Source organism: Pseudomonas sp. PSE1(2024), assembly GCF_050990555.1.
Classification (GTDB): Bacteria; Pseudomonadota; Gammaproteobacteria; order Pseudomonadales; family Pseudomonadaceae; genus Aquipseudomonas; species Aquipseudomonas aphyarum.
The window spans coordinates 5,583,203-5,609,090 of the sequence record NZ_CP158967.1; the positions used below are offsets into that span (position 1 = coordinate 5,583,203).

The window sequence follows — 25,888 nt, forward strand, 5'->3', positions numbered from 1 at the left end:
GTTCCCGCATTGCGCGGGAACGACCCTGTCTGACGCTTAAGGCTTACGCTTGCGCGGCCCGGTATTGAACACCGGCACTTTACGAACAGGCTTGATCGAAGGCTCCGGCGCCTGAGTCTCGCCGCTGTCCACCCACTTGCCCAGATTGCGCTTGCCGCCACCACCGGAAGCTTTCGGCTTCTTCGGTTTCTTCGGTTTCTTGATCACCTGACCAGTGGCATCGGTGTCCGGCACACGGTGCTCCGGCACGAAGTCCGGCTCAACCTCACGCTTCAACGTGCTGCGGGTCAGCATTTCAATCGCCGACAACATGTTCACTTCATCGGCACACACCAGCGAGATTGCCTCACCGGTCGAACCCGCGCGGCCAGTCCGGCCGATACGATGAATGTAATCCTCGGCCACGATCGGCAGATCAAAGTTGACCACCAGCGGCAGGTCTTCGATATCCAGACCACGGGCAGCCACATCGGTGGCCACCAGAATCTGCACTTCGCTCAGCTTGAAACGGTCCAGCGCCCGCTGCCGGGTCGCTTGCGGCTTGTCGCCGTGGATGCCGTCGGCGTTCACACCCAGGCCCTGAAGTTTCTCGACCAGCGCGTCCACACCGTTACGGGTCTTGGCGAACACCAGCACCTGCTTCCACTTGTTCTTGCGCATCAAGTGCACGAACAGTTCCGGCTTGCGCTTCTTGTCCACCGTCACCACCCACTGCTTGACGGTGTTGGCCGCAACGTTGCGCGGGCTGACTTCGATGCTCTGCGGATCGTTGAGCATCTGCCCGGCCAGCAGACGGATGTCATCGGAGAAGGTTGCGGAGAACAGCAGCGTCTGACGTTTCTTCGGCAGCGCGCGGTAAATGTTCGCCAGCTCTTCGGAAAAGCCCAGGTCGAGCATGCGGTCGGCTTCGTCCAGCACCAGGGTTTGCAGCTGATTGAACTTCAGCGCGTTCTGGCGGAACAGGTCGAGCAGACGGCCCGGGGTCGCGACCAGCAGATCGACGCCGCCGCGCAGCTTCATCATCTGCGGGTTGATGCTGACGCCGCCGTACACCGCATATGTGCGCAGCGGCAGGTTTTCAGCGTACTGGCGCACGGCTTCGTGGACTTGTTCGGCCAACTCGCGGGTCGGCACCAGAATCAGCGCACGCACCGAGTTGGCGGTGACTTTCGGCCCTTCCATCGCCAGCAGTTGCAGCAGCGGCAAGGCAAAACCGGCGGTCTTGCCGGTGCCGGTCTGGGCCGCAGCCATCAGGTCGCGACCGGCCAGCACGGCCGGAATGGCTTGCGCCTGCACCGGCGTCGGGGTCTGGTAGCCGAGCTTCTCAAGGGAGCGCAGCAAGGGTTCGATCAGGCCAAGGGTGGCGAAAGTCATGGGAGTACCGTAGGAAAAAATCAGAGCATGTGTGCGATGGCGCGCAGTTTACCCTAATTCGCACGCTGCTCCGTTGCGATGACCTTCGCTGCGGCAGCCGGCTCGCTGACCACCGGCAGCTGCCGTGGACGGCGCCACTGTGGCAGACCGATCAGCACCACAGCGCCGATGATCACCAGCATCGCCAGCGCCTCTTCGATCCCGATGGTCTCGCCGACAAACACGATCCCCAACAACACCGCCACCGCCGGGTTCACATAGGCATAACTGGTGGCAGCCGCCGGGCGAACGTTTTTCAACAGATACATGTAAGCGTTGAAGGCGATGATCGAGCCGAAGAAGATCAGGTACGCCAGCGCCAGCCAGCCTTCCAGCGGCGGCATGGCCTGCAGGTGTTCACCGCTGGCCGCGCTGCCGATCAACAGCACCACGCCGCCCACCAGCATTTCCACGGCACTGGCCATTGCGCCTTGAGGCAGCGGCAGGTGTTTGCTCCACACCGAGCCGAACGCCCAACTCGCCGCCGCGAAAATCAGCAGCGCCGCGCCCAGCGGACTCGATTGCAGGTTGGAGCCCATGTTGAGCATGGCGATGCCGATAATCCCCATCGCCACCCCGGCCCACTCCAGACGGGTATTGCGCGCGCCCCAGAAATAGCCGCAGAGCAAAGTGAACAGCGGCACCGTCGCCACCGCCAGCGCGGCAACACCCGACGCCACGCCGCTGTGCTCGGCCAAAGTCACCGCGCCGTTGCCGAAACTGAGCAACAGAATCCCGATGATCCCCGCCGCTTTCCACTGCGCCCAGGTCGGCGCCGGTGCCCCACGCCAGCGCAGGAAGGCGTACATCAGGGTGCCGGCAATCACGAAGCGCACGCCGCCAAGCATCAGCGGTGGCCAGTATTCGACGCCGATGCGGATCACCAGATAGGTCGATCCCCAAATCACGTACAACGCAAAAAACGCTGCGATCAAGGGCAAGGAAAAACGGCGCAAGGCAGACATGGGCAGCTCGAAAGTCAGACTCAGGGGATTGATTATTCTAGAAAGGCCAACCGCTAAAAATAAGTTACAAAACCTGTTTATAGCGCCGGTACACTTTCGAAAACACGGAGATCGACGGCCTGAACCGCGATTTCGAAAGTCTGGCATTTTCAGGAGTCCAACCTTGGACAAATACGACCGCATGCTGCTCAGCGCCCTGCTCGAAAACGGTCGCGCGTCCTACGCCGACCTCGCCCGCAAAGTGAACCTCTCCGCCCCCGCCGTCGCCGAGCGCGTGGCCAAACTGGAGGCGGCCGGAGTCATCACCGGGTATCAGGCGAACATCGACCTGTCGAAAATCGGTTTGCCGATCCAGTGTGTGATCGAATTGCGCCTCCACCAGAACGGCAGCCAAAAGGTCTACGACGAACTGGTGAAAATTCCACAACTGACCGAGTGCTTTCGAGTGACGGGCGATCCGTGCGTGATCATGAAGGCCGCGGTGGGTTCGATGATCGAGCTGGAAGAGCTGATCAACCGGGTGGCGAAATTCGGGTTCAGCAAGACGTCGATCGTGTTGTCGAGTGCGATAGAGAAGCGGGTGCCGCTCGGCCACATCGAAGGCAACGGCAAACCCTGAGGCAAAACACCTACTGCCGCTCGTTCCCACGCTCTGCGTGGGAATGCAGCCCGGGACGCTCTGCGTCCCATTCGAGAGCTGGAACGCGGAGCGTCCCTTGAGGCGTTCCCACGCGGAGCGTGGGAACGATCAACCGTGGGTGGACTTCAGCGATAGCGCTGGAGGTGTTCGCCGACTTTAGCGGCCGGCACCTTCTGCAATTTGCACAGCAGGTCATGCGATAGCTCCCGCACCCCATGCTTGCGCCGCAGCTCATCCGCCAAATGCGCCATCAGGTTCGCCGCCATCTCCGCATCCGCCATCGCCCTGTGCGCCTGGCCGGTATGCGGCAATTGGGCAAACGTAGTGAGCGTACCGAGCTTGTGGTTCGGCGCCGCCGGCATCAGGCGTCGGGCCAGCAGCAGCGAACAGGCAAAGTTCTGCAAACGGGTGCGTTTGATCCGGCCCAGTTCGAAGTCCCAGAACTTCTGGTCGAACGCGGCGTTGTGCGCCAGCAGCGGCGTGCAGCCGACGAATTCGTTGACTTCGTTCATCACCTGTTCGGCCGAAGGCGCAGTGCGCAGCATGGCGTTGCTGATGCCGGTGAGTTGTTCGATGAAGGCCGGGACGCGGACGCCGGCGTTCATCAGGCTCTGGTAACGCTCGACGATGCGGCCGTTTTCCAGCATGACCACGGCGATTTCCGTGGCCCGGCAGCTGCTGCTCGGCGAGATGCCGGTGGTTTCAAAGTCGATGACTGCAATGCGTTCCAAACCGGGTTCAACTCCGTTCAAATCAATTCTTGAGCAACGCTCAGTTTTTCAACAGCAGTGCGCCTTCGATCGGCACGTAACGGCTGGCGGCGCGGATCAGCGAGTTGGCGGTCAGGCCGGGAACGCCGTAGGCCACCGCTTGCACGCCGTGTTTGTTGATGATGCGTTCGAGCAGCATGTCGAAGTCGCCATCACCGGAGGCCAGGACGATTTCGTCGACGTGGTCGGCGGCGTCCATGATGTCGAGGGTGATGCCCACGTCCCAGTCGCCCTTGGCCGAGCCATCGCTGCGCTGGATGTAGGGTTTGAGTTTCACGGTGAAACCGAGGTTGCGCAGGATCTGCTGGAACTGCTGCTGTTTGCTGTCGCCCCGGTCGATCGCATAGGCGTAGGCCTCGACGATCTGCCCGTCCTTGCTGATGTCCGCCCACAGCGCCGCGTAGTTGAAGTGGCAACCATAGGCCTGACGCACGGTGTAGTAGAGGTTCTGCACATCGGCGAACACTGCGATTTTTTTCACCGGAGTTCCTGTGAGCGCTGACGCGCATGAGCCGGATCAGGCACCAGGCCCGAAAAAGGCGCTCAGTATGCCAGCCCGAAGGAAGGTTCCGCGAATAATCGGCCCGGGGCGATCAGGCGCCCCGGACGAATGGTGAATCAGACGAAGGAATCGTCGTCATCGAAGAACGATGAGTTGTCATCGCTGTAGTCAGTGTCGGTGAAGCCGCCCTGATCATTACCGTAGGAGTCGTTGTTGGCCATGCGCTGGTCATCGCCCCAGCCGTTGTTGCTCTGGTCGTTGACCTGGGCCGGCTCTTCCTTGATGACTTCGACGATTTCTTCCGGCTGCTGGTTGTGATGGAACAGGCTGCTGATGCCTTGTGCCAGCATCACTCCACCCGCCACACCGGCCGCCGTTTTCAGGGCGCCGCCGAGGAAGCTGCTGCCCGCCGCCGGGGCCGCTTGTTGCTGGCCATAACCCGGTGGTGGCGCGCCGAAGTTCTGTTGTGGCGCGGGTGCTCCGAAGTTCTGTTGTGGGGCCGGTTCACGCCAGCCGCCAGTGGACGCCGGGGCGCTCTGGGTTGGTGCCGGGCGCGGGCTGCTGCCACCGAAGATGCTCGACAGGAAGCCACCACCGCTGGAGGCCGGCGGCGCGCTCTGCGACTTGGCCGATTGCAGTTCGGCCTGCAATTGCTTGACCTGTTGAGTCAGTTGTTTGTTCTGTTCGTCGAGGCTCTTGAGGGCAGCCTCCTGCACCAGAATCGCCTGGGTCATGAAATAACCTGCGGCCGGCTGGCGCGTCAGGTGTTCCTTGATCCGCGCTTCAGCCAGTGCGTCGCGCGGGGCTGCCTCCGTTTCGGCCTGTTGCAGCCGGGAAAACAGTCCATCGATCAGGGTTTGTTCTTCGCTGTTCATGGCGACCTCGTAGATTGCCGGGGATAACGTTGCCCTCCTCCACGTCGGAGGAGGCGCACCTCTGTAATGGAGGCAGCAACAGAATGTTTCAATGACCTTTACCGAACGTTTACGTTTGCGCAGCGAAACGGATCATCGGTTAAAGTGGGCCACTGTTTTTGACCTGCGATACCGACTGATGAATGCCTTCGATGTGCTGCGCGACTCCCTGTATTTTTTCAAACGCAATCTTGGCCGGATCGTCCAGTTGTGCCTGCCGCTGGTGATTGTCGAAGCCGTGCTGCAACAGGTGGTCGACCATGCCAGCGACCCGGACGGTTACTCGGCCATCAGCGTGATCGTCGGCCTGCTGGTGTATCCGCTGTACACCGCCGCGCTGATTCTGTTTCTCGATGCCCGCACCCGCGGCGAATCCCCGCAAACCCGCGATCTATTGGCGATGGCCGCTCGCCTGTGGCCGCGCTTTGCCCTGCTGACTGCGCTGAACACGCTGTTGATCCTGCTCGGGCTGTCGCTGTATTTCCTGCCGGGGCTGTGGCTGATGGTCACTCTGGCCTTCGGTGAATATCTGCTGGTGCTTCGCGGTTACGGTCCGTTGCAGGCAATGAAGGAAAGCCTGCGCCTGAGCCGTGGGCATTTTCTGCGGATTCTGGTGTGCATCCTGTGTGTGATGGGGCCATTGTGGCTGCTCAAGGGCCTGACCCTGCAGGTCTATCCCGATCCGCAGAATCCGTTGATTGCGGTGCTGATCGACAGCGGTCACAGCTTCCTGCAACTGTTCACTAGCGTGGTGCTGTTCCGCCTGTTCATGCTGATTAGCGAATTGCCCGACAAACGTGACGGAATAGTCTGACTGCGCCGCGCTTGGGCTGATCGATGGGTCTCGGGTATGCTCGGGACCACTTCCGTATCGCTATAAGCCGAGCCATGACCCGTCTACTGCGCTACATCCTGTTGCCCGTGCTGCTCGCCCTCGCCCTGATCGGCACGCTGATCTACAGCCTGACCTGGCGCCCCGACGCCCGGGAAACCCTGCCGGTCAGTTGCATCGGGCAACCGCCGACGCTGGTCCCCGGCCAGGCCCTGAAGGTCATGACCTGGAACGTGCAATACCTGGCCGGCAAGCGCTACGTGTTCTGGAATGACCTGGCGCAAGGCGACGACGAAGCCCCGACCCCGGAAGACATGGCGTTCAGCCTCGATGAAGTGGCGCGGGTGATCCGCGATGAACAGCCCGACGTGGTGCTGTTGCAGGAACTGGATGACGGCGCCAAGGCCAGCGACTATCAGAACCAGCTCAAGCTGTTGCAGGAACGCCTGACCGACCTCTACCCGTGCAGCGCCCACGCCTTCGACTGGAAGGCCGATTTCGTCCCCGATCCGCACATCTTCGGCAGCGTCGGCCGGCAACTCGCGACCCTCAGCCGCTACCGCATCGAACACGCCGAACGCCTGCAATTGCCGGTGCAGCCGTCGAACATCATCAGCCGTCAGTTCCAGCCGAAAAACGCCCTGCTCGCCACCACTCTGCCGCTCAGCGATGGCGGGCAACTGGTGGTGTTTAACACGCATCTGGATCGCGCCACCCAACCGGACGACACCTTGCAGGCGCAGGTGACAGCGGTGGCCAAGGTCCTCGACAAACACGAAAGCCACGGCACGCCGTGGCTGATCGGCGGCGACTTCAACCTGTTGCCACTCGGCCAGTACCGGCGCCTGCCCACCGAGCAGCGCACGCCGTACTCCGCCGACAGTGCGCTGCATGTGCTGTGGGACAAATACCCGATGATCCCGACCAACAACGAAGCCAGCGGCATCGACCGCGCCAAGTGGCTGACCCACTACCCCAACGACCCCGGCCTCAACGGCCCGGACCGCACGGTCGATTACCTGTTCTACAGCCCGAAGATCAAACGGGTCGACGCCACGGTGCGGCAGGACGATACGTTGCGCATTTCCGATCATCTGCCGGTGATTGCGCGGTTCCTCCTGCCGCCCAACTGACCTCAGTGAGCTTCTTCGAGATCATCGTGCAACAGCCCGAAGATCTGCCGCTTCATGTCGATGAACGAGCGCTCCATCACCATGTCCAGCGTGCGTGGGCGCTCGATCGGCACGTCGAGAATCTGCTTGATCCGTCCCGGCCTGGCGCCCATCACATAAACCCGGTCGCCGAGCAGGATCGCTTCGTCGATATCGTGGGTGACAAACAGCACGGTCTTCTTGCTGTTGCCCCACACCCGCAATAACAGCTGCTGCATTTGCAGGCGGGTCTGGCTGTCGAGGGCGCCGAAGGGTTCATCCATCAGCAGGATCTGCGGATCGTTGGCCAGTGCCCGGGCAATCGCCACCCGCTGCATCATCCCGCCGGACAACTGTTTGGCGTAGTTGTCGGCGAATCCTGACAAGCCGACTTCGTGCACATAGTGATCGACGATTTCCTTGCGCCGCGCCGCCGGCATGCCCCGTCGCTTGAGGCCGAACTCGACGTTCTGCCGCACGGTCAGCCACGGGAACAGCGTGTAGCTCTGGAACACCATTCCGCGATCCGCGCCGGGGCCCTGCACTTGCTGGCCACCGACGTAGATCTCGCCGGACGTCGGCTCGGCCAGGCCGGCGGTGAGGTACAGCAGGCTCGACTTGCCGCAGCCCGAAGGCCCGACCAGCACCGCAAATTGCTGATCCGGCACCTCGAACGACACTTCTTCCAGCGCGGTGAACGTACCGCCACCGGGCTTGGTGTAGCGCAGGCTGACCTTGTCCACCTGCAACCTAGGCGCGGCGTGTACCGGTGCGGCGACCGGCTCGATGAAACGACAGTTGGCAGCGGTTACTGAGCCCATGCGGCAATCCTCAAACGCAAGAAGCGGAACAGTTGATCGGTGACCAGGCCGAGCAGGCCGATGATCGCGATGGCGAGAAAAATCACATCGACCTGAAAGCCGCGCATGGCCTTGAGGCTCAAGTAACCGAGGCCACTCGAAGCGGCGACCAGTTCGGCGACCACCAGATAGGTCCAGGCCCAGCCCATGGTCACCCGCAAGGTGTCGAGCACGCCGGGCAACGACGCCGGGGCGATCACATGCAGCACCGCGTCACGCCGGTTGGAGCCGAGGGTGTAGGAGGCGTTGATTAGGTCCTTGGAAATGCCTTTGGAAACGTCGGCGATCATCACCAGTTGCTGGAAGAACACGCCGAAAATGATCACCGAGACACGTTGCTCCAGACCGATACCGATCCACAGGATGAACAGCGGCACGAACGAGGTCACCGGCAGGTAGCGGATGAAATTCACCAGCGGTTCGAGGAACGCCTGGACGATGCGGAAGCTGCCCATCAGCAAGCCCAGCGGCACCGCCACCAGCGACGACACAATGAAACCGACCATCACCACTTCAACACTGGCCCAGACATGCTGGCCGAGGGTGCCGTCGCGGCTCAGGCGCACGGCGGCTTCGACCACCGCGCCGGGCGTCGGCAGGAACATCCCCGGCACGATGCCGCCGTAGGACAACCCGGCCCACAGGCCGACCAGCAACACCCAGGCCAGACCGCTGGCGCTCCACACCACCGGCACCGGCAACCCGGTCTTCGGCGTGATACAGCGGCTCAGCCATGAATTGCGCTTGAACATGACCAGTCTCCTAGAGCGGGCTGACGAAACGGTTATCCACCAGATCGTCATTGCTGACGTTGTAGGGCTTGCCCTGCAATTCGCTGGCGGTTTCGTTGGCCAGTTTGATCAGCGGTGCGCTGTCACCCGGCTTGCCCGGCGAGCCAAGCAGTTTTTCGCTCATGGCCTGATCGTAGAAGCGCACGCCCTGCGCGGCGGCGGCCAGTTCCTTCGGATCGGACAGGTAACCGCCGACACCCTTGGCCATGATTTCGTAGGCTTTCTGTGGATGGTCCTTGGTGAACTGCACGGCTTTGTAGAGACCGGCGACCAGCGCCTTGACGTCCTCCGGCTGCTTCTCGATCACCGTGCAGTTGAGCGCCACCACATCGACGATCACCCCCGGCGTACTGCTGCTATCGATCAGCACCTTGCCCTGCTGCTTGTCGCGCACCATCGACAGATGCGGCTCCCAGGTCACGGCGGCCGGCACGCGACCGGCGATGAACGCGGTGGCGGCGTCGTCGGCAGTCATGTTCTGCACGGTGATGTCGCTCATGCTCATGCCGTTCTTTTTCAGCAGGTACGACAGCCAGAACTGCGAGGTCGACCCTTCGTTGACGGCCACGGCCTGGCCCTTGAGTTCTTGCAGGCTCTTCACGTTTTTACCGACCAGCACGCCGTCGCCGCCATGGCTGTCATCCAGCGCGGCCACGGCCTTGAAGCAGAACTGCGGGCGGTACTTCAGCACTTCGTCGATGGTCGAGGCCGAGCCCGACAATTGCCCGGACGCCTGGGCGGCCATGTACATCGACGCTTCTTCGACCACCGGCAATTCGACGGTCAGGCCGTTTTCCTTGAAGTAGCCCAGATCCTGAGCCAGATACAGGGTGCCGTAACCGACCCACGTGGTGTGGCCGATCGACAAGGTGCCGGCCTGGGCGGCGGTGACTGAAAGGGCGGAAATCGCCAGAGGACATGCAAGACGGGAAAACAAGGACTTGTTCATGGAGCACTCCCAACGCTGTTGATTTAGTTGTCATGGGCAGTACGGCCAACCGTGGTGTCGCGATTGCACGCTGCGGTCTCTGCTGGACTCTGGCGGGCAATGCCTTGGCTGGCGAAATCGATGTTGACCCAGGCTTGGCGTCAGGAAAACGAGGAAATAGTTAGACGCGAACGATGAAAAAACTGGGTAGTGCGCACCGCGAAAGGGCGCGTCGGGCGGGGGTGCACGGAGGGGGTGCAAGACAGCAAAAACAGTGGTGAATCGACTGACGCAATCGCGAGCAGGCTCGCTCCCACGGGGACGGTATCGCTCACAAATTTTGTGTACGACGCTGGTCCACTGTGGGAGCGAGCCTGCTCGCGAAGGGGCCCTTGAGCCTTACGAATATCTCAGAGCCGGCCGTACTCCTGCGCCGTACGATCCAGCGCTTTCAACGTCTTGCCCACCAGCTCGTCAATCTCTTCACGACTGGCAATCAGCGCCGGCGCCATGATCATCCGCCCCAGCGTCGAGCGAATGATCACCCCCTCTTCAAAACCGATCGTGCGGCAGCGCCAGGCGATGTCGTTTTCATTGGCAAAGCGCTTGCGCGTAGCCTTGTCCTCGGCCAGTTGCAGCGCCGCGACCATGCCCGTGCCCTGGATATCGCCCACCAGCGGATGATTGCCGAACACCTCGCGCAGGCACTGTTGCAGGTACGGGCCGATGTCATCCTTGACCCGCGTCACCACGCCTTCATCGCGCAATGCCTTGAGGTTGGCAATCGCCACCGCTGCCGCCACCGGGTGCCCGGAATAGGTCAGGCCGTGGGCGAACACACCGCCCTGCTCCACTAGCACGTCGGCCATTTTCTTCGACAGGATCAGGCCGCCCATCGGGATATAACCGGAGGTCAGGCCCTTGGCGATGGACAGGGTGTCCGGCTCGAAACCGAAGTATTCGTGGGCGAACCATTCGCCGGTACGACCGAAGCCGCCGATCACTTCATCGGCACACAACAGCACGTCGTACTTGCGGCAGATACGCTGGATTTCCGGCCAGTAGCTTTCCGGCGGGAAGATCATTCCGCCCGCGCCCTGGAACGGTTCGGCGATGAATCCGGCGACCTTGTCCGCGCCCAGTTCGAGGATCTTCGCTTCCAGTTGCTGCGCCGCCCGCAGACCGAATTCAGCCGGGTTCAGATTGCCTTCGTGGGCGAAGAAGTACGGCTCGTCGATGTGCGCGATGTCGGGAATCATCCCGCCCATTTCGTGCATGAATTTCATGCCGCCGAGGGCCGTCGCCGCCAGAGTCGAACCGTGATAACCGTTCCAGCGGCCGATCATGATTTTCTTCTCGGGCTTGCCCAGCACCTGCCAGTAACGGCGCACGGTACGGATCAGCACTTCGTTGGCCTCGGAGCCGGAGTTGGTGTAGATCGCGTGGCTGTAGTGCCCCGGCAGCAGGCTGAACAGCAGCTCGGAGAGCTCGATCACCTGCGGGTGGGTGGTGTGGAAAAACATGTTGTAGTACGGCAACTGCTCCAGTTGCCGGCTCGCCGCGGCGTTCAGATCCTTGCGCCCGTAACCGAGGTTGGTGCACCACAGCCCGGACATGCCGTCGAGGTAGCGCCGACCGTCGTTGTCCCACAGGTGCAGGCGGTCACCGCGCACCATCACCCGTGGGCCTTCGTCGTTGAGGGCCTTCTGGTCGACGAACGCATGAATGTGGTGCGCTGCATCGGCGGCCTGGTAGTCGCGGGTTTCACGTGAGGTGGTCATCGCCGGATCTCCTTTCTTGTTGTGAGCGGCTGTCATGAGCGCAGTTGAAACCAGGTGGTTTTCAACTGGGTGTATTTGTCGAACGAGTGCAGCGACAGATCGCGGCCGAAACCGGATTGCTTGCCACCGCCGAACGGCACGGTCACGTCCAGCGCATCGACGCTGTTGACCGACACCGTACCGGCTCGCAATTGCCGCGCCACCCGATGCGCGCGGTGCAGATCATCGGTCCACAGCGAGGCCGCCAGACCGTAGACGCTGTCGTTGGCCAGTTGCAAGGCGTGGGCCTCGTCATCGAACGGCATCACCGCCAGCACCGGGCCGAACACTTCTTCACGAAACAGGCTCATGTGCGGCTGCACGTCGGTGAAAATCGTGGGCTGAATGAAGTTGCCCGAACCGTTGAAACTCAGTTGCCGACCCCCGCAGACGCGGGTCGCGCCTTCACGCTCGGCCTGGTTGATGAAGCGCAGAATGCTTTCGGCCTGACGGGTGTCGACAATCGCCCCGGCCGCACTCGCCGGGTCCAGCGGATCGCCCGGCTGCCAGCGTTCGGCCTGAGTCTTCAGCCGCTCGACGAACTCGTCATGAATCGAGCGCTCCACCAGCAATCGCGAGTTGGCCGAGCAGACTTCGCCCTGATTGAAGAAGATCCCGAACGCGGCTTTCTGCGCCGCCAGATCCAGATCCTGGCAGTCGGCGAACACCAGATTGGCGCTCTTGCCGCCGCACTCCAGCCACACCTGCTTGAGGTTCGACTGCGCGGAGTACTGCATGAAATATTTGCCGACCTGCGTCGAGCCGGTGAACACCAGACAATCGACATCCGGGTGCAGGCCCAAGGCTTTACCGGTTTGTTCGCCGAGCCCCGGCAGCACGTTCAGCACACCGGCCGGCAACCCGGCTTCCAGCGCCAGCTCAGCCAAACGCAACGCGGAGAACGGCGATTGTTCGGCGGGTTTGAGAATCACCGAATTGCCCGCCGCCAGCGCCGGCGCGAGTTTCCACGCGGCCATGTCCAGCGGAAAATTCCAAGGCACCACCGCAGCGACCACGCCCAGCGCTTCGCGGGTGATGGTCGCCAGGACGTTCGAGGCGCTCGGCGCGACCTGATCGTAGAGTTTGTCGAGGCTTTCGGCGTACCAGCGGAACACCCCGGCGGCGCCCGGCACGTCGATGTTGTAAGCGTCCATCACCGGTTTGCCCATGTTCAGCGAGTCGAGCAGCGCCAGTTCTTCGCGATTGGCCAGAATCAGATCCGCCAGCCGCAGCAGCGCTTGCTTACGCTCGGTCGGTGAACGCCCGGCCCAGGTGCCGGCTTCGAACACCTGCCGCGCATTTTTCACCGCCGCATCGACGTCTTCTTCACCGCACGCAGCGACGTTTGCCAGCAACTGGCCGGTGGCCGGGTTGATCGCGGCAAAGGTCTGCCCCGACTGCGCCGCACGCAGTTTGCCGTCGATCACGGCCTGGTACGGATAGCTCAATTCAGCGGCCTTGCGCTGCCAGTCTGCAAGCTCGAACACGGTGGTTGCTCCTTGGACTTTTATTCTTTTGAGAACAGTGCGCAGTGATAGTCGCTCAGGCCCGTGTGAGCTAAAACCAGTAAAAATGTCTTCGCAGACAATAAAAAAGGTAACCAGCCGATGACCCCTTCGCGCGCGTATGGAGCTATTGTTCAGGGACAAAAAAACCGCCGACAGAACGGAGGCCGGCGGCGTACAAATTGCTTGGATGTGAAATCCGTTCGCTTTGAGGTTCACCGTGGCCGCTTACAACCTGCGTCAGTTGAAATACTTCATCACCACCGTCGAATGCGGCAGCGTCGCCGAAGCGTCGCGCAAGCTGTACATCGCGCAACCGGCGATTTCCACGGCGATCAAGGGGCTGGAAGACAGCTTCGGCGTGCAACTGCTGATCCGCCATCACGCTCAGGGCGTGTCCCTGACACCCAGCGGTGCGCGGTTCTTCCGCAAGGCCCAGGAACTGCTGCGCATGGCCAAGGAGTTCGAACAGAACGCCCTCGCCGACAACGACGTGGTAGCCGGGCAGATCGATATCGGCTGTTTCGAAACGGTCGCACCGCTGTACCTGCCGCAGCTGATTGCCGGGTTCTCGGCGCTGTATCCGGGAGTGAAGATCCGCATCCGCGACGGCGAACAACAGGAACTGGTGCAAGGCCTGACCTCAGGCACCTTCGATCTGGCAATCCTGTACAAGCACGACCTCGACGCCACCATCGAAACCGAACCCCTGATGCCGGCCCAACGGCCTTACGCCCTGCTCCCGGCAGATCACCGCTTCGCCCAGCTCAAGCAGGTTTCGCTTCGGGACTTGTGCCTGGAACCGATGATCCTGCTCGACGTGCAACCGAGCCGCACCTACTTCGTCAGCCTGTTCGAAGAACTCGGGCTGTCGCCGCGCATCGAATTCAGCTCGCCCTCGATCGAAATGGTGCGCGGCATGGTCGGCCAGGGTTTCGGCTTCTCGATCCTGGTCACCCGCCCGCATTCGGAATGCACCTACGACGGCAAGAAAGTCGTGTGCGTGGACATCGTCGAAGACGTCACCGGCTCAGGCCTCGTGGCCGCGTGGCTCAAGCGCGGACAACTGACCAAACCGGCGCAGTTGTTTGCCGATTATTGTCGGGAGCAGTTGACGGCCAAGGCCAGCCGATGAAAATCAAAAGATCGCAGGCTGCGATCTTTTGATACCCAGATTTATAAACCTCAGGCTTTCGCCGGAAAGCCGATGCCAGTCCCCAAAAAACCTATTGATCGTTATCCGTGCCGAGTTGAGGGTCAATTTCAACGAAGTTCCGACGCAAGTAACCTTCCATGGCGATGTCTTCAATCGCCCACTCACCATGCCCGAGGTTGCCGACCAGGTCGCGGCGTTGCAGGCGCTTCAAGGCAGTCTGAACCGTCGCCGCGCTGGGCACGTGGCCACCGGGCATCTCGCTGCCAATCCACTCGCGTCCTTCGGTAGAAAAAATGGGAAGGCCCCTCACAAGCCCGATAAGTACGGTGAAATCCAGAGGAGCCATCTCCAGAATCAGGTTCTCGAAGTTGCCTTCGTCCGTCATGGTGCTCCAGGCTCGATGGTCTGCATCTCGCACGCTGAGCCCCTCAGTCAGACACAGCAGAAATACATCGCGAATGTACTTGGGCATGTATCCCCGGGCAGCAAAACGCTCGAAAGCGGCGTTTACCTCCCACTCCCTGCCGGTGATTTCCTGAAACCGCTGACCCAGATGCTGGACAAATTCCAGGCCAAGATTAGGAAACTGGATCTCGTGGCTGAACTGATAGAACGGTGCTTTGGTACGACGAAACATTCGATGCAGACCATCCTGGGAGGACCCTGTAAACACTGCAAAGACTTCACCGTGCGCGTGCTGCAGTAGCGAACGGAGCGTAGCAGTCAAGTCTTCGAATTCCTTCCGGCTCGCCAGATGCTGGACCTCGTCGATGATCAGCAGCGCCTTGCCGTTACCGAGTATCCGGAAGCGCTCGAAGAGCTCGATCAGGTTCAGTCCGCCTTCCTTCGCCAGCTCGGCCTTCACTGTTACGCCGTCGGTACTGGCGCCGGCCTCCACCGACTGAACCAGAGAACCCGGTCGCATGAGCTTCAGCCAGTTGCGTCGCAAAAAACCTGCACCGTGGATGGCCTCATACAACGCACCCGCGATCACCCGCTCAGGATGCGCCTTGTCAAACCACAGGTCTGCTGTTGCAACAATAAAGCCGTGCTCCTTGGCAATCGGGATCAGGTCGTTGATCAGAAAGGTGGTTTTTCCCTTGCGCCGAGGCGCGAATATCGTCGCGGCGTTTTGCAGGCGTGACTCGAAAGTGACCAGGATTTCTTCAGCCAAGTTTGTGCGAGGGAAGAGCAGCGAGTCCTTGGTTTCCGGGGGCTTTATGAGCCTTTATGTCAAAATTCATAATTTATGAATAAAAAAATAATTACGCATAATCGAGAAAGATGGGATTCGTACCTGAATGCCGTCTGTCACGTACCGCGCGGTTTGGCTCGTGCGGTAGCTTCAGCCACCAGCGGGTCATCCGGCCAATAATGCTTCGGATACCGTCCCTTCAGATCTTTCTTCACTTCGGCATACGTGCTGCGCCAGAAGTTGGCCAGATCCTGCGTCACCTGCACCGGCCGCCGTGCGGGCGAGAGCAGGTGCAGCTTGACCACTTGCCGGCCGCCGGCGATGCGTGGTGTGTCGGCGAGGCCGAACAGCTCCTGCAAGCGCACGGCGAGAATCGGTGGTTGCTCGCTGTAGTCGAGGCGAATCGACGAGCCTGACGGCACGCTCAGGTGATGCGGTGCCTGTTCATCGAGCTGTTGCGGCAGTGGCCATGGCAGCAGGTTGCGCACGATGCTCGACAGGTCGAGGTTGGCGAAATGGCTGAGCCGCGAGACTTTGCCCAGATACGGCATCAGCCAGTCTTCGAGGGTTTTCAGCAGCGTGGCGTCGCTGACGTCCGGCCATTGGCTGTCGCCCTTGGCGTCCAGGTCGAGCTGGCGCAGCAAGGCGACTCGCGCCTGCCACTGGCGCAGTTCCGGGGTCCACGGCAGCAGCTCCAGACCTTTGCGGCGCACCAGATTGACCAGCGCCTGGCTGCGGGCGTTTTCGTCGAGACCGGTCAGCGGTTCGCGGCTGAGGATCAGTTCGCCGACCTTGCGTTGACGCTCGGCGCGCAGCACGCCTTCGCGTTCGTCCCAGTCCAGTTGATCGACGTTGTGCACTTGTTCGGCCAGCACCGAATCGAACAGCGCTGGATCGAAATCTGCCGCCAGATAAATCCGCTCTTCGCGCTGACCTTGGCGGCTGCCGAGGTCGGCGATGACGATCCATGGCTGTTTCATCAAGCTGTCGGCTTCGGCGAACAGCGCCGCACGGCCGTTGGCCAGACGATATTCGGCGCCACCGGCACGCCGCTGCTGGGCGACGCGGTCCGGGTAGGCCAGCGCCAGCAAGGCGCCGAGCCAGCGCGGGTGATCCGGATCGGCGACCGGCTCGCTCGTCTTGCCGCGCAGGTAGCCGCGATATTGCCGCGCCAGTTGCCGGGCGCGCTGCACGCCGCCCTGGGCACCGCGCGCCGCGCGTTCTTCGCCGGACAGCAGCACCAGACGACTGTGCAGATCCGCCCCGGCGCCGCGCAAAATGTCGCGCTCACCGAGCAACGCGGCAACATCACACGCCATGTTCGCCAGACCCAGTGCCTGACCGCGCAACAGCAAATGAGCGATGCGTGGATGCGCCGGCAGTTCGGCCATGGCCTGACCGTGGCGGTTGAGGGTTTCACCGTCCAGCGCACCGAGGCGCTGCAACAGATCCTGAGCCTGTGCATAAGCGGCTACCGGCGGCACATCCAGCCAGATCAGATCACTCGGCGCCACGCCCCAGCGTCCGAGCTGCAAGGCCAACCCGGCGAGATCAGCCGAGAGGATTTCCGCACTGCCATAAGCCGCGAGTTGCTCATGCTGATCCTGCGACCACAGCCGATAACACACGCCCGGTTCCAGACGCCCGGCCCGGCCCGCGCGCTGGGTGGCACTGGCTTTGGAGATGCGTTGAGTGTCGAGGCGAGTCATGCCGCTGCCCGGGTCGAAACGCGGCACACGCGCCAGCCCGGCGTCGATCACCACGCGCACACCGTTGATGGTCAGGCTGGTCTCAGCGATGTTGGTGGCCAGCACCACTTTGCGTTGACCCGCCGGGGCCGGGTCGATGGCGGCGCGTTGGGCATTCAGGTCGAGTTCGCCGTGCAGCGGGCAGAGCAAGACGTCGCTGCGCTCGCCGATGGCGTCCGCCAATTGCTGATGGACACGCCGGATTTCCGCCTGCCCCGGCAGAAACACCAACAGGCTGCCGGTTTCATCGTGCAGCGCTTCGAGCACCGTTTGCGTGACGCGTTGATCGATGTATTCGCCGGGCTGGAATGGCCGGCCCCAGCGCATCGTCACCGGGAACATCCGGCCCTCGCTGCGCAGGATCGGTGCGTCGTCGAGCAAGCCGGCCAGACGTTCGCCTTCAAGGGTGGCGGACATCAGCAGAATCTTCAGCGGTTGTTCAGCTCGAAACAGCTCGCGACCGTTCAGACTGAGGGCCAGCGCCAGATCGGCGTCGAGACTGCGTTCGTGAAATTCGTCGAAGATCAGCAGACCCACGCCGTCCAGCGCCGGGTCGTCCTGCAGACGCCGGGTGAGGATGCCTTCGGTGACCACTTCGATGCGGGTATTGGGACCGACCTTGCTGTCGAGGCGAATGCGATAACCGACGGTTTCACCGACCTTCTCGCCCAACTCGCTGGCAAGCCGTTCCGCTGCTGCACGCGCAGCCAGCCGACGCGGTTCAAGCATGAGAATGGTCTGCCCGTTCAGCCACGCTTCATTGAGCAGGGCCAAGGGCACGCGGGTGGTTTTACCGGCGCCGGGCGGTGCTTCGAGCACGGCTTCGTGGCGTGTCGCGAGGGCTTCACGCAGGGCGGGTAAAACGTCATCGATCGGCAAAGAAATCATGCTGGCTCCCAAACAGAGCGGCGAGTATAACGGCGAACTGCTGAGCGTTCGTCAGGGTCTTAACTTCACACGATGACGCTTCGTTAACAGATGACTCAGGAGATTCCCATGCGCTTACCTTTTCGCCTGATCGGCGGTGTACTGGTTGCCACCCTGCTCACTCAGATCACCGCGTGCGGTTCGATTTTCTATCCCGACCGGCGCGGCCAGATCGACGGCAAGATCGACCCGGCGATTGCCGTACTCGATGCCGTGGGCCTGCTGTTCTACATCGTGCCCGGCCTGATCGCGTTTGCCGTAGACTTCGCCACCGGCGCGATCTACTTCGAACCGGGCCACACGGCGCAGGTCGATCCGGCCAAACTCAAGCAAGCCATCGGCCCGGACGGCCAGGTCGATAACTTGAAGTTGCAGGCTATTCTCGAAACGGAGCTGGGCCGCAACCTGCCTCTGGATGACCCGCGCCTGATCCAGCACAAAGGCAGCACCCAGCAACTGGCGATGTTCGGCCTGCAACCTGCCGCATAAGGAATCCATGCACCCATGACCTCCAGCCCCGAACACGCCCGCCTGCTGCGGCTGGCGACCCGCGCCTCGGTGGCGGTGGCCTGTACGCTGATCATCGCCAAAGCCATCGCCTGGTGGCTGAGCGGTTCGGTGAGTATGCTCGCCGGCCTCACCGACTCGGCCCTAGATGGCGTCACTTCGTTGCTCAATCTGCTGGCGGTGCATTACGCGCTGCGCCCGGCGGATGACGATCATCGTTATGGCCACGGCAAGGCCGAATCCCTGGCGGGCATGGCGCAGGCGCTGTTCATTGGTGGCAGTGCGGTGCTGATCGCGTTTCAGGCTTATGAGCGTATGAACAATCCTGAACCGCTCGGCGCGCCTTGGCTGAGCATCGGGGTGATCGTGTTTTCCCTGTTGCTGACGGCGGCGCTGTTGATGCTGCAGCATCGGGTGATCAAGCAGACCGGCTCCAACGCGGTGCGGGCGGATTCGCTGCATTACCGTTCGGACCTGTTGTTAAACGGCAGCATTCTGATTGCGCTGGTATTGGCCGGATTGGGTTTCGATCAGCTGGATGCGTGGTTTGGTCTGGGGATCGCGGCGTACATTCTGTGGAGCGCAATCCAGATCGCCCGGGAAAGTTTTTCGGTGCTGATGGATGAAGAGCTGCCGACGGATGTCAGTCAGCACATGCTCGAACTGGCGTGCGGCGTGCCGGGCGTGTTGGGCGCGCACGATTTGCGCACGCGGATTTCCGGCAATCACTGGTTCGTGCAATTGCACCTGGAATTGCCGGGGGAGCTGACGCTGTCAGTCGCTCACGGCATCAGCGATCAGGCGGCGGATGCGATTCACAAAGCCTACCCACGGGCCGAAGTGCTGGTGCACGCCGACCCGCAGGAAGTGGTCAAAGCCGCTCGGGCTCAATAGTTGACCTGATAACCGCGACTGCTCAGGCAATTGCCCTGGGCCTGGCGGTAGGCCTGCACCACTTCGGGCGCCGGTTGATAAGTCGCGGTGCGCGGATTGAAGCCGCTTTGCTGCACCGCGTACTGATAGCACTCGTAACCGTCGCGCTGAACTTGCTCTGGTGACTGACCGTTGGCCGGGTACGCTTCCACGTCATAACCATTGCCGGTCGGCTGCGGTGGCTGCTGCGCCGGCGGCTCGACCACCACGTAATCCTGGGTCGCTTCCTGATACGCGTAGTACGAACCGGCGGCGAGGAACAGCAGCGAACCGCCGATCCACACTTCCCGCGCGTAATCCGGCAGGTACTGTATGCGAATCCCGCGCGGCGGCTGAACCACGATGTAGCGCGGGCCTTGCGGGCGATACCAATAGCCGCCGGAGTAGAAATAGTCCTGGCCGCGATATGGCACGCGGTAATCCCGATCCGGGAAACGGTCGATCACATGGCCCGGCCGGTATTGCGGGCCAGGGCCCCAGCCGTTGCCATGCCCGTCCGGACGCCCCGGCCAGCGGTTATCGTTGGGACGGTTACCGGTCTGCCAGTTCTGGTGGTAGCCGTTTTGCGGGCGTTCGTCGCGGTAGTATCCCTGACGGGGTTCCTGAGTCTGGCGCACGGTGTCGGGGCGCGGCTGGATCGGCAGATCATTGGCCGGCAGTTGCGGCGGCGGTGGCGGCTGGCGCACCGGGTTGGGGTTGTACGCCGGACGTGGCTGGTTCTGGTTCTGCCACTGGCCATTGTTCGGTTGGCCGTGGTTCTGCTGGCCGTTGTGTTCGAACTGGCGGCTGTTGTCGCCACGGATGATGTCGTTGTTCTGCCGCTGCGGATTGTCTTGGCCACGCTGCTGATTGCCACCGCCATGGCCCTGATTGTTGCCCTGGTGCTCCGGCCCGCGTCCGCCGCCGTCGGGGCCGCGATTCTGCGGCTCATCCGCCAGCGCTTGCGCACCGACACTCACACACAGCAAACCAACACTGGCCAGACGCCAGATGCGCGACTTCATGAAATTCCTCACTGCGGACTAGAGCCTGAAATTAAGAGGGCGTGTAGCTAAGACCGGGGATGGGCACACCGGGTTCTGCTACAGGTTATCAGTCACGTCATTTATTTATTGAGCGAGATGGGTCAAATCGCGGGCAAGAAAAAAGGGAGACCCGTCGGCCTCCCTTCTAGAGAACTTCGTCCTGGCTCGACGCTTTTGACGTCGGCTCACCTCACGCCGTCTTCTGGACAGTGTGCAGCTCGGGGGCCGGCACAACCCCGGTGGGGGTGGCGGCCGCGGCAGGCCGGATAGGGCGGGCCGCGTGGACTGTGTTACCGAGCAGTGATTCTGGTGATAAGAATAGGCCCGGAGCCGCGACAGATGATTGCGAAGATTGCTCAAATAAACATCACTTGCGCAATTTTTAACCCTGGATAGATAATCCGCCGCAATAGTTAAGACAAAGGATCGTTTGATGAGCAAACTCGACCGTTACGACCTCAGTATTTTGGCGGAATTGCAGCGCGACGCCCGCATCTCCAACCAGGAACTGGCCGAGCGCATCGGTCTGTCGCCCTCCCCGTGCTCGCGCCGGGTCAAGCAGCTGGAGGACGATGGCTACATCTCCCGCCAGGTCGCCCTGCTCGATCGCAAGATGCTCGGTCTGAGCCTGACCGCCTACGTGCTGATCGGCATGGACCGGCACACGCCGGAGCGTTTCGAGAACTTCGAAGCGGCGATCCGTACTTTGCCGCAAGTGCTGGAGTGCAGCCTGGTGACCGGGGTCGATGCCGACTATCAGCTGAAAGTGGTGGTGCCGGATATGGATCACTATCAAAAGCTGCTGCTGGGGCATCTGACGCGGATCGAAGGCGTGACCAGCGTGCGTTCGAGCTTTGTGTTGAATCAGGTGCTCAACAGCACTGAATTGCCGCTGACTCATCTGCGCAGCTGAAATCGACGAATGACTGCGGCACACCGACGCAGGTCAATGCTGCGTCGTTCGCCGCTGGCGTATACTCCCGGCCGCCCTTTCAGCCGCGCAGCGCCGGAGATGCCCGATGGATCCAGCAGTATTTGAAGAGTGGATGATGACCGGCCTGGTCAGCATCCTGATCATTTTCATGGGTTTCATCGTCTGGGATCTGGCGAAGAAGTCCAAGGCCGGGCGCTTCGGCTCTTTCATTCTGTTCTTCGTGCTGGGCCTGGGCGTGGCCGCGTTCATCATCAAGAGCGTGGTGATCGGCCTGATCGAGTCCGGCGCCTTATAAGCGCGCCGGCACTTCTTTCCACTGGCCCTGATCGAGCCCTTCGATCGTCCAGTCACCAATTCTGACCCGCACCAGCCGCAACGTCGGCAGCCCCACCGCCGCCGTCATCCGCCGCACCTGACGGTTGCGCCCTTCGCGAATCACCAATTCCAGCCAGGTTGTCGGAATCGTTGCGCGAAAGCGTACCGGCGGATTGCGCGGCCACAGCTCGGGCTCATCCAGTTGCCGCGCTTCGGCGGGCAAGGTCATGCCGTCATTCAATTCAACGCCGTCACGCAGGCGCTGCAATTGCTCGTCCGTCGGCACACCTTCGACCTGCACCCAATAGGTTTTCGCCAGTTTGTGCTTTGGGTCGGCGATCCGCGCCTGCAACTGGCCGTCATTGGTCAGCAGCAGCAAACCTTCGCTGTCGCGATCCAGCCGCCCTGCCGGGTAGATGCCCGGAATGTCGATGTAATCCTTGAGCGTCGCCCGCCCTTCGCCGTCGCTGAACTGCGTCAGCACATCGAACGGTTTGTTGAACAGGATCAGCTTCGGCTCGGCGGGTGGTGCCTTGGCGACACGGCGCGGGGCTGAAGAAGCTGGCTTCGCGCCGGGGCGGCGGGAAGGTGGACGCGGTGGACGGGACATAAGAGAGAAGACATTTAGCGATCAGGGCAGACAATGCTAGTGCCCCGACCGCCAAATGACCACGACTAACCGTTAGCGGAACGGCGGCTCGTCGAAGCTGCGCAGTTTGCGCGAGTGCAGCGAGTTGAGTTCGGTGCGCAGCAGATCCACTGCTTCGATGCCGATCTTCAAGTGCTGGCTGACCGCACGCTCGTAGAAGGCGTTGGCCGAACCCGGCAGCTTGATTTCACTGTGCAGCGGCTTGTCCGACACACACAGCAACGTGCCGTACGGCACCCGCAGGCGATAACCCTGAGCGGCGATGGTGCCGCTTTCCATGTCCACCGCCACGGCGCGGGACAGGTTGATCAGCGGTCGCTCCTGAGCCCAGCGCAGTTCCCAGTTACGGTCGTCGTAGGTCAGCACGGTGCCGGTGCGCAGGCGTTTTTTCAGCTCTTCACCTTTTTCCCCGGTGATGTTGGCCGCCGCTTGCTGCAACGCCAACTGCACTTCGGCCAGCGCCGGGATCGGAATGTTCGGCGGCACCACCCGGTCGAGAATCCCGTCGCGACGCATGTAAGCGTGAGCCAGCACGTAGTCGCCGATGGTCTGCGACTGACGCAGGCCGCCGCAGTGACCGATCATCAGCCAGCAATGCGGACGCAGCACGGCCAGGTGGTCGGTGATGTTCTTGGCGTTGGACGGGCCGACACCGATGTTCACCAGGGTCACACCGTGGCCATCACTGGCGATCAGGTGATAGGCCGGCATCTGGTAGCGGTGCCAGACCACACCGGCCGCAATCGCCGAGGCTTCGCCGTGATCCATACCTTTTTCGATGATCACGTTGCCAGGCAACACCATGCGTACGAAACGCGGGTCGCGGCGCAGTTGCTCCAGACCATGGACGATGAACTGGTCGACATAACGGTGGTAGTTGGTCAGCAGGATCCACGGCTGCACATGGCGCCAGTCGCTGCCGGTGTAATGCACCAGACGACGCAGCGAGAAATCGACGCGGGCTGCATCGAACAGCGCCAGCGGCAGCGGATCAGTGTTTTCCCAGTCGTAGAGACCGTCGGCGATGCCATCGGTGGCAGCGGACAGGTCAGTACTCGGGAACACTCGCGCCAGCACGGCGGCAGTGACGCCGGAGCCGGCCAGTTCATCGCCCTGCTCGACCACGTAGGGGTACGGAATGTTTTGCTCGCTGACCCCGACTTCGACGGTCACGGTGAAGTCATGCATCAGCGGCGTGAGCTGTTCCAGCAGGTATTTGCGAAACGCCGCCGGGTGGGTGACGGTCACGCTGTAGGTGCCCGGCAACTGCACCTTGGCGTAAGCGCGGGTGGTTTGCGGGACTTCGCCCTGGCAGTGGTAGGTCAGACGCAGTTCGGGATAACGGAACAGGGCACGTTGCTCGGCGTCGGGCTCGACGCGATCCTTGAGATAACGCTTGAGCGCCGAGTTCAGCGCCGTAGTGGCCCGCTCATGCAGCTCGGCGAGACGATCCACGGCCTGTTCGGCGGTTTGAACGACAATAAACGCTTCGGTCACGATCAGCTTCCTGTGTTCTGACTTGCAGAGCTTCATCTTGCCTGCATCGTGGCGTCACGGAAACAGTGGCGTTGTGGCTATTCATCAATCTGACAGGCATATGCGGTCCCTGTGGGAGCGGGCTTGCCCGCGAAGGCGTCAGCACAGCCAACATTGATGTTGAATGTACCGGCCCCTTCGCGAGCAAGCCCACTCCCACAGGGATGCTTCAGAAACCTTGCGGCGTAGAGCGGGCGACGATGGCTTCGACATCCAGCCCGCGCGGCAACGCGCCGTAGACCCGCCCGCCTCCGCTCAGGCGACTGACGATGAACGCATCACTGACCGCCGAATTCCCGGCCTCCAGCAGCAGCTTCGCTTGCAGTCCCAAGGCGATGTCTTCGGTCAGTTGCCGAGCTCGGTATTGAATGTCGCCGGTGTCCTTGAACTGCGCATGCAACTGCTGAATGTGCGCGGCCAGTCGCTTGTCACCATGGCCGTCGCCCAACTCGCTGAACAACACATCAAGCACACCCGGCTCTTTCGACAATGCCCGCAGCACGTCGAGGCATTGCACGTTGCCGGAGCCTTCCCACGTCGAGTTCACCGGCGCCTCGCGGTACAGCCGCGGCAGGATGCTCTCTTCGACATAACCAGCGCCGCCCATGCACTCGGCGGCTTCGTTGATCATCCCCGGCGCGCGTTTGCAGATCCAGTACTTGCCCACCGCCGTCACCAGTCGGGCGAACTGCGCTTCATGGCGATCGTCCAGATGATCCAGCGCCTTGCCCATGCGCAGGCTCAACGCCAGCGCGGCTTCGCTTTCCAGTGCCAGATCGGCCAGCACGTTCTGCATCAGCGGTTGTTCGCTGAGCAGTTTGCCGCCGACCTTGCGATGGGCACAGTGATGGCTGGCCTGGGTCAGCGCCTGACGCATCAGCGAGCTGGAGCCGACCATGCAGTCGAAACGGGTCATGGCCACCATCTCGATGATGGTCGGCACGCCGCGCCCTTCCTCACCGACCATCCACGCCAGCGCACCACGGAACTCCACTTCGCTGGAGGCGTTGGACTGGTTGCCGAGTTTGTTTTTCAGGCGCTGGATATAGAACTGATTGCGCGTGTCGTCCGGGCGATGGCGCGGCAGCAGAAAGCAACTCAAGCCCTTGTCGGTCTGCGCCAGCGTCAGGAACGCATCGCACATCGGCGCCGAACAGAACCACTTGTGCCCCACCAGTTCATAAGCCTGACCGGGCCCGCTGGCGCCGACCGGATAGGCCTTGGTGGTGTTGGCACGGACGTCGGTGCCGCCCTGTTTCTCGGTCATCGCCATGCCGATGGTGACGCCAGCCTTGTGGGCCATGCCGACATTGCGCGGGTCGTATTCGGTGGCGAGAATTTTCGGCAGCCACTGTTCGGCCAGATTCGGCTGCAAACGCATCGCGGGCACACTGGCGAAGGTCATGGTCAGCGGGCAACCGCTGCCGGCCTCGGCCTGGCTGTGTAGGTAGCTCATGGAAGCGCGGGCAACATGCGCGCCGTCCTGTGGATGAGCCCAAGGCAACGACGTCAGGCCATGTTCGATGGCCGTGCGCATCAGCTCGTGATACGCCGGATGAAACTCCACCAGATCGATGCGATGACCGTAGCGGTCATGGCTGGCGAACACCGGTTTGTTCTGGTTGGCGAGGAACCCGGCCTCCATCAGCGGCCCGCCGGCCAGCGCGCCGTAAGCGTCGATCCTCGACTCGGCCCAACCGGCGCCGAACCGCCGCGACCACTCCTGCAACGGCAGATCGATGCGGTACAGATTGGTGCCGTCCAGCGACGGTGGCTGGTTGGTGACTTCGTGAGTTTCGGCGAACTGATGCAGGTTCATGACGGGGCTCCTTGATCGGCCAGAGCTTCAGTTAAGCACCGCCCCCGAACCGA

The 25,888-nt window shown here is 61.9% G+C and carries 24 protein-coding genes; 8 read left to right on the plus strand and 16 right to left on the minus strand.

Annotated features, from left to right (window positions below):
* Positions 1–36: 36 nt before the first annotated feature.
* Positions 37–1,374 (minus strand): DEAD/DEAH box helicase, encoded by a 1,338-nt coding sequence (locus tag ABTV87_RS25410; protein WP_262159770.1) that lies wholly within the window; start codon positions 1,372–1,374, stop codon positions 37–39.
* Between the two features lie 53 nt (positions 1,375–1,427).
* Positions 1,428–2,378 carry a drug/metabolite exporter YedA gene (gene yedA / locus ABTV87_RS25415; RefSeq protein WP_433898549.1) on the minus strand — a complete coding sequence of 317 codons (951 nt, stop codon included), beginning with the start codon at positions 2,376–2,378 and terminating at the stop codon, positions 1,428–1,430.
* Between the two features lie 163 nt (positions 2,379–2,541).
* Between yedA and ABTV87_RS25420 the strand changes: the two genes are divergently transcribed.
* On the plus strand, positions 2,542–2,997 hold the full coding sequence (locus ABTV87_RS25420) for an Lrp/AsnC family transcriptional regulator (RefSeq protein WP_433898550.1): 456 nt from the start codon (positions 2,542–2,544) through the stop codon (positions 2,995–2,997).
* 146 nt (positions 2,998–3,143) lie between these two features.
* Here the strand turns inward: ABTV87_RS25420 and ABTV87_RS25425 are convergent, their stop codons facing one another.
* The 3 genes from ABTV87_RS25425 to ABTV87_RS25435 all read right to left on the minus strand — a co-directional run bounded on the left by ABTV87_RS25425 (position 3,144) and on the right by ABTV87_RS25435 (position 5,165).
* On the minus strand, positions 3,144–3,749 hold the full coding sequence (locus tag ABTV87_RS25425) for a 3'-5' exonuclease (RefSeq protein WP_179693646.1): 606 nt from the start codon (positions 3,747–3,749) through the stop codon (positions 3,144–3,146).
* Positions 3,750–3,789: 40 nt separating this feature from the next.
* Positions 3,790–4,269, minus strand: a complete 480-nt coding sequence (locus tag ABTV87_RS25430) for an NYN domain-containing protein (RefSeq protein WP_003228475.1) — start codon at positions 4,267–4,269, stop codon at positions 3,790–3,792.
* Between the two features lie 137 nt (positions 4,270–4,406).
* On the minus strand, positions 4,407–5,165 hold the full coding sequence (locus ABTV87_RS25435) for a DUF2076 domain-containing protein (RefSeq protein ID WP_433898551.1): 759 nt from the start codon (positions 5,163–5,165) through the stop codon (positions 4,407–4,409).
* Positions 5,166–5,343: 178 nt separating this feature from the next.
* On the opposite strand from ABTV87_RS25435, the gene ABTV87_RS25440 reads away from it, so the two are divergent.
* Both ABTV87_RS25440 and ABTV87_RS25445 read left to right on the plus strand, forming a co-directional pair.
* On the plus strand, positions 5,344–6,018 hold the full coding sequence (locus ABTV87_RS25440; RefSeq protein ID WP_218189661.1) for a YciC family protein: 675 nt from the start codon (positions 5,344–5,346) through the stop codon (positions 6,016–6,018).
* A gap of 74 nt (positions 6,019–6,092) precedes the next feature.
* On the plus strand, positions 6,093–7,169 hold the full coding sequence (locus ABTV87_RS25445; RefSeq protein ID WP_433898552.1) for an endonuclease/exonuclease/phosphatase family protein: 1,077 nt from the start codon (positions 6,093–6,095) through the stop codon (positions 7,167–7,169).
* A gap of 2 nt (positions 7,170–7,171) precedes the next feature.
* On the opposite strand, the gene ABTV87_RS25450 is transcribed toward ABTV87_RS25445, so the two are convergent.
* The 5 genes from ABTV87_RS25450 to ABTV87_RS25470 form a co-directional block, all read right to left on the minus strand.
* Positions 7,172–8,008, minus strand: coding sequence for an ABC transporter ATP-binding protein (locus ABTV87_RS25450; RefSeq protein WP_433898553.1), 837 nt, complete (start codon positions 8,006–8,008; stop codon positions 7,172–7,174).
* Positions 7,996–8,799 carry an ABC transporter permease gene (locus ABTV87_RS25455; RefSeq protein WP_007958721.1) on the minus strand — a complete coding sequence of 268 codons (804 nt, stop codon included), beginning with the start codon at positions 8,797–8,799 and terminating at the stop codon, positions 7,996–7,998. Before ABTV87_RS25455 ends, ABTV87_RS25450 begins: the two co-directional genes overlap by 13 nt.
* Positions 8,800–8,809: 10 nt before the next feature.
* Positions 8,810–9,787 carry an ABC transporter substrate-binding protein gene (locus ABTV87_RS25460; protein WP_085608743.1) on the minus strand — a complete coding sequence of 326 codons (978 nt, stop codon included), beginning with the start codon at positions 9,785–9,787 and terminating at the stop codon, positions 8,810–8,812.
* A 389-nt stretch (positions 9,788–10,176) separates the two neighbouring features.
* Positions 10,177–11,547, minus strand: a complete 1,371-nt coding sequence (locus ABTV87_RS25465) for an aspartate aminotransferase family protein (protein WP_221534836.1) — start codon at positions 11,545–11,547, stop codon at positions 10,177–10,179.
* A gap of 32 nt (positions 11,548–11,579) precedes the next feature.
* Positions 11,580–13,073: an aldehyde dehydrogenase gene (locus tag ABTV87_RS25470; protein ID WP_433898554.1), complete on the minus strand. Its 1,494-nt coding sequence runs from the start codon at positions 13,071–13,073 to the stop codon at positions 11,580–11,582.
* Between the two features lie 238 nt (positions 13,074–13,311).
* Between ABTV87_RS25470 and ABTV87_RS25475 the strand changes: the two genes are divergently transcribed.
* Positions 13,312–14,226 (plus strand): LysR family transcriptional regulator, encoded by a 915-nt coding sequence (locus ABTV87_RS25475; RefSeq protein ID WP_007958716.1) that lies wholly within the window; start codon positions 13,312–13,314, stop codon positions 14,224–14,226.
* Between the two features lie 91 nt (positions 14,227–14,317).
* Here the strand turns inward: ABTV87_RS25475 and ABTV87_RS25480 are convergent, their stop codons facing one another.
* Together ABTV87_RS25480 and hrpB are read right to left on the minus strand one after the other, a co-directional pair.
* Positions 14,318–15,421, minus strand: coding sequence for a hypothetical protein (locus tag ABTV87_RS25480; protein ID WP_433898555.1), 1,104 nt, complete (start codon positions 15,419–15,421; stop codon positions 14,318–14,320).
* Positions 15,422–15,558: 137 nt separating this feature from the next.
* Positions 15,559–18,078, minus strand: coding sequence for an ATP-dependent helicase HrpB (gene hrpB, locus ABTV87_RS25485; protein ID WP_433898556.1), 2,520 nt, complete (start codon positions 18,076–18,078; stop codon positions 15,559–15,561).
* Positions 18,079–18,186: 108 nt separating this feature from the next.
* On the opposite strand from hrpB, the gene ABTV87_RS25490 reads away from it, so the two are divergent.
* Both ABTV87_RS25490 and ABTV87_RS25495 read left to right on the plus strand, forming a co-directional pair.
* A complete protein-coding gene (locus ABTV87_RS25490; protein ID WP_007958714.1) occupies positions 18,187–18,606 on the plus strand; it encodes a hypothetical protein in 420 nt (139 codons plus the stop codon).
* 15 nt (positions 18,607–18,621) lie between these two features.
* A complete protein-coding gene (locus tag ABTV87_RS25495; protein WP_085608748.1) occupies positions 18,622–19,518 on the plus strand; it encodes a cation diffusion facilitator family transporter in 897 nt (298 codons plus the stop codon).
* Here ABTV87_RS25495 and ABTV87_RS25500 read toward each other — a convergent pair.
* Positions 19,512–20,561 (minus strand): DUF6515 family protein, encoded by a 1,050-nt coding sequence (locus ABTV87_RS25500; RefSeq protein ID WP_085608749.1) that lies wholly within the window; start codon positions 20,559–20,561, stop codon positions 19,512–19,514. The genes ABTV87_RS25495 and ABTV87_RS25500 overlap by 7 nt on opposite strands.
* A gap of 454 nt (positions 20,562–21,015) precedes the next feature.
* Between ABTV87_RS25500 and ABTV87_RS25505 the strand changes: the two genes are divergently transcribed.
* Together ABTV87_RS25505 and ABTV87_RS25510 are read left to right on the plus strand one after the other, a co-directional pair.
* Positions 21,016–21,495, plus strand: a complete 480-nt coding sequence (locus ABTV87_RS25505) for an Lrp/AsnC family transcriptional regulator (RefSeq protein ID WP_007909658.1) — start codon at positions 21,016–21,018, stop codon at positions 21,493–21,495.
* A 106-nt stretch (positions 21,496–21,601) separates the two neighbouring features.
* Entirely contained in the window at positions 21,602–21,811 is a 210-nt protein-coding gene (locus ABTV87_RS25510) for a DUF2788 domain-containing protein (RefSeq protein ID WP_003228500.1), read from the plus strand.
* On the opposite strand, the gene ABTV87_RS25515 is transcribed toward ABTV87_RS25510, so the two are convergent.
* From ABTV87_RS25515 to ABTV87_RS25525, 3 genes are all read right to left on the minus strand, one after another.
* A complete protein-coding gene (locus tag ABTV87_RS25515) occupies positions 21,806–22,441 on the minus strand; it encodes a pseudouridine synthase (RefSeq protein ID WP_433898557.1) in 636 nt (211 codons plus the stop codon). The genes ABTV87_RS25510 and ABTV87_RS25515 overlap by 6 nt on opposite strands.
* A gap of 72 nt (positions 22,442–22,513) precedes the next feature.
* On the minus strand, positions 22,514–24,013 hold the full coding sequence (gene amn / locus ABTV87_RS25520) for an AMP nucleosidase (protein ID WP_162130486.1): 1,500 nt from the start codon (positions 24,011–24,013) through the stop codon (positions 22,514–22,516).
* 172 nt (positions 24,014–24,185) lie between these two features.
* Complete coding sequence (locus ABTV87_RS25525) at positions 24,186–25,835, minus strand: acyl-CoA dehydrogenase family protein (RefSeq protein ID WP_433898558.1); 1,650 nt, start codon at positions 25,833–25,835, stop codon at positions 24,186–24,188.
* Between the last annotated feature and the right edge of the window lie 53 nt (positions 25,836–25,888).